Annotated in this window: 3 protein-coding genes and 1 pseudogene; 3 read left to right on the forward strand and 1 reads right to left on the reverse strand. The window is 64.0% G+C overall.

Annotation, left to right across the window (positions count from 1 at the left end; translation table 11 throughout):
- From ACE3SN_RS16680 to istB, 3 genes are all read left to right on the forward strand, one after another.
- The coding region (locus tag ACE3SN_RS16680) for a hypothetical protein (RefSeq protein WP_374531938.1) at positions 1 to 190 on the forward strand (190 nt) is incomplete at its 5' end.
- 121 nt (positions 191 to 311) lie between these two features.
- Positions 312 to 1,838 (forward strand): IS21 family transposase, encoded by a 1,527-nt coding sequence (istA, locus tag ACE3SN_RS16685; RefSeq protein ID WP_374531935.1) that lies wholly within the window; start codon positions 312 to 314, stop codon positions 1,836 to 1,838.
- 11 nt (positions 1,839 to 1,849) lie between these two features.
- Positions 1,850 to 2,590 carry an IS21-like element helper ATPase IstB gene (gene istB / locus ACE3SN_RS16690; RefSeq protein WP_374531937.1) on the forward strand — a complete coding sequence of 247 codons (741 nt, stop codon included), beginning with the start codon at positions 1,850 to 1,852 and terminating at the stop codon, positions 2,588 to 2,590.
- Between the two features lie 109 nt (positions 2,591 to 2,699).
- On the opposite strand, the pseudogene ACE3SN_RS16695 reads toward istB, so the two are convergent.
- Positions 2,700 to 2,836, reverse strand: a pseudogene (locus ACE3SN_RS16695) (IS3 family transposase); the annotation flags it as partial.

Consider the following 2,836-nt stretch of genomic DNA (forward strand, 5'->3'; position numbering starts at 1 on the left):
TTCTCGGATGCGGGATACCTCATTCGTCGTCGCCCCCATCCGCAATCATGCTTTTTTTGAGCAGGCGGTTTTCGAGCGTCAAATCGGCCACGCATTCCTTCAAGGCGCGGGCTTCGCGGCGCAAGCCTGCAGATTCCGAATTCATCCCGGCCATGATTCCGATTTGATCCCGGCCGGTGTTCCGATCTGATCCCGGCCGGGATTCCGATTAATTTCCGGCCACCTGCTGGGGGTTGAGAAGCCTGATCGTTGGGCGATCCTTGCGGCTTGATTTGAGCCGGGAGGATTGCATGCCGACGAGGAGGCCGAAGATGCGCGATGTGCGCGAAGTGATGAGATTGTACCGGGAGGGCTGTGTCCCGGTCCGAGAGATAGCCCGCCTGACGGGAGTGGCGCGCTCGACCGTGCAGGACATGCTGGGACGCTTTGAGCGCTCGGACCTTGAGTGGCCAGTGCCTGTCGAGATCAGCGATGCTGAGCTGGAGGCCCGACTTTATGGGCCCGCCGGGGTGAAGCCTGGGCGCCGCAAGTTGCCTGAGCCCGACTGGGCGTTGGTGGCGCGCGAGTTGAAGCGCAAGCACGTGACGCTTCAGGTTCTGTGGGAGGAATACTACGCGGCGAACCCTGACGGCTATCGCTACAGCCGGTGGTGCGACCTGTTCCGGCGCTGGGAGGGTCGGCTGCCGCTGGTGATGCGCCAGAGCCATGCGGGCGGCGAGAAGCTGTTCGTTGATTACGCTGGCGACACGGTGCCGGTGGTGGTGAACCGCAGGACCGGCGAGATCCGCGATGCGCATCTGTTCGTGGCGGTGCTGGGCGGCTCGAGCCTGTCGTTTGCGTGTGCGACCTGGACCGAGCAGTTTGCGGACTGGGCCGAGGCTCACAATGCGGCCTTCGCATTCTTCGGCGGAGTGCCGCAGCTGCTGGTGCCCGACAATGCCAAGGTTGCGGTGATCAAGGCCTGCCACTTCGATCCGATGCTCAACCGCAGCTACACGGACATGGCGCGGCATTATGGAACGGCGGTGCTGCCGGCACGGCCGAGGAGGCCCAAGGACAAGGCGAAGGTTGAGGCCTGTGTCAGGATCGTCGAGCGCTGGGTGCTGGGCCGTCTGCGCAATCGCATCTTCTACAGCCTGGCCGAGCTCAACGCTGCGATCGCCGAGTGCCTTGCTGATCTGAATGAGCGCCGTGTGCTTCGCCAGTTCGGCCGCACGCGCCGCCAGCTGTTCGAGGAGGTCGATGCGCCGAACCTGAAGCCGCTGCCACCGGAGCCATGGGTTCATGCGCAATGGAAGCGCTGCCGGGTTGGGCTCGATTACCATATCGCGCTCGAGCAGCATCATTACTCGGTGCCGCACCGCTACGCGCGGCGCGAGGTTGAGGTGCGTTACACGGCCCGCAGCGTCGAGATCTTCCTCGGCGGCGAGCGGATCGCGGTGCACATGCGCGGCAGTGGCAATGGTCGGCACACGACCGTGCCCGAGCACATGCCATCGAGCCACCGGCGCTATCTCGACTGGACGCCGGCGAAGATCCAGGAAGAAGCGGGCCGGATCGGCCCGATGCTGTCGATGCTGATGGAGCGCATCATCGAGGATCGGCCCCATCCCGAGCAAGGCTATCGTTCGTGCCTGGGGATCATCGGCCTGGGCAAGCGCTTTGGGGCGGAGCGCCTTGAAGCGGCTGCGCTGCGCGCGCTGGAGATCGGCGCGCGCAATTATCCGTCTGTAAAATCGATCCTCGAAAAGGGGCTCGACAAGGTGCCCGTGCCCAAAGCCCCGGAGCGCGAGCCGATCCTGCACGACAATATCCGGGGCTCTCAATACTACCACTGAAAGGAGCAAGGATGCTCAAACACCCCACACTTGATCAGTTGAACCAGCTTGGCCTCATCGGCATGGCCCACGCCTTTGCCGACCTCGACGGCAATGGCGATGCCGCCGGTCTGAACCACGCGGAATGGTTGGCGTTGTTGCTCGATCATGAGGCGACCTGGCGCAATGACCGCCGCCTTGCTCTGCGCCTGCGTCAGGCAAAGCTGCGGCATCATGCCGTGCCTGAGGATGTCGATTATCGCAGCGCACGCGGGCTGGACAGGCGGCTGTTCGAAATCCTGCTGAAGGGCAGCTGGATCGGTGCCCATGAAAACTGCGCGATCATCGGGCCGGCGGGGGTCGGCAAGAGCTGGCTGGCCTGCGCCATCGGGCACCAGGCCTGCCGCGACAATCGTTCGGTCCTTTACACCCGGCTGCCGCGGCTGATCGACGAGCTGTCGCTGGCCAAGGGCGATGGCCGCATTGCTTCGCGGATGAAGAGCCTGGCCCGCGTCGACCTGCTCATCCTCGATGACTGGGGGCTTGAGCCGCTCGATGGCAATGCACGCCATCATCTGCTGGAGATCCTCGAAGACCGCTATGGTCGGCGTTCAACGCTGGTCACCAGCCAGCTACCCATAGCGCGCTGGTTCGATCTCATCGGCGATCCCACCTACGCCGATGCCATCCTCGATCGGCTTGTCCACAACGCCCACAGGCTCGAGCTATCCGGGGAATCCATGCGGCGAAGCATCGCCGCTCAAGCCGCTTGACCCGCTGAAAAGATACATGCGATTACCGCCCGACGATCTGGCTTGGCCCGTCCGGCTTCACTTCGGAATAGTGGCCGGGATCAGATCGGAATAGACGGCCGGGATCGTCGGAATCCGCACGCAAGCCCTGCACCTCGCCGGTGGTCGCGGCACGCGCGGTGTCGCCGGCCAGGCGGCGTTTGCCCGCTTCCATGAACTCCTTCGACCAGGTGTAGTACAAGCTCTGCGCGATGCCTTCCTTGCGGC

Source organism: Novosphingobium sp., from assembly GCF_041915465.1.
In the GTDB taxonomy this organism is placed as follows: domain Bacteria; phylum Pseudomonadota; class Alphaproteobacteria; order Sphingomonadales; family Sphingomonadaceae; genus Novosphingobium.